The organism is Vibrio sp. ZF57 (genome assembly GCF_001691235.1).
Lineage (GTDB): Bacteria > Pseudomonadota > Gammaproteobacteria > Enterobacterales > Vibrionaceae > Vibrio > Vibrio crassostreae_C.
Genome location: NZ_MAKD01000031.1, coordinates 1 through 323 on the forward strand (window position 1 = coordinate 1; position 323 = coordinate 323).

General features: G+C 45.2%; 1 protein-coding gene. It reads right to left on the minus strand.

The annotated features are described in order from the left end of the window. Nucleotides 1–321, minus strand: a 321-nt coding sequence (locus A6D97_RS03665; RefSeq protein WP_240492688.1) for a transposase, incomplete at its 3' end; no start/stop codon positions are given. Between the last annotated feature and the right edge of the window lie 2 nt (nt 322–323).

Here is a 323-nt window from a genome sequence, read left to right on the forward strand (position 1 = left end):
CTCGGGGGATTTTACGGGTACAAAGCGAGTTGATGGACGCTGAACAGCTTCGCATATGGCAACAGCATCATTAAGGTCGTTCTTTCCTTTAGTTCGATAAGGAACCACGTATTTAACGGCCATGATGCGGGCGTCATGACCCAGTTTATTGAGTGTTCTTGCCCAATAATGTGCACCACCACACGCTTCAACGCCTATACGCATGAGTGGCATATTTGCTATTGTAGTCAGTAGTTTAGAGCGGGTTACTGACTTATGAAGTATGACCTTACCATTTTGGTCTACGGCATGAAGACTAAAGTGGTTTTTAGCTAGGTCGATAC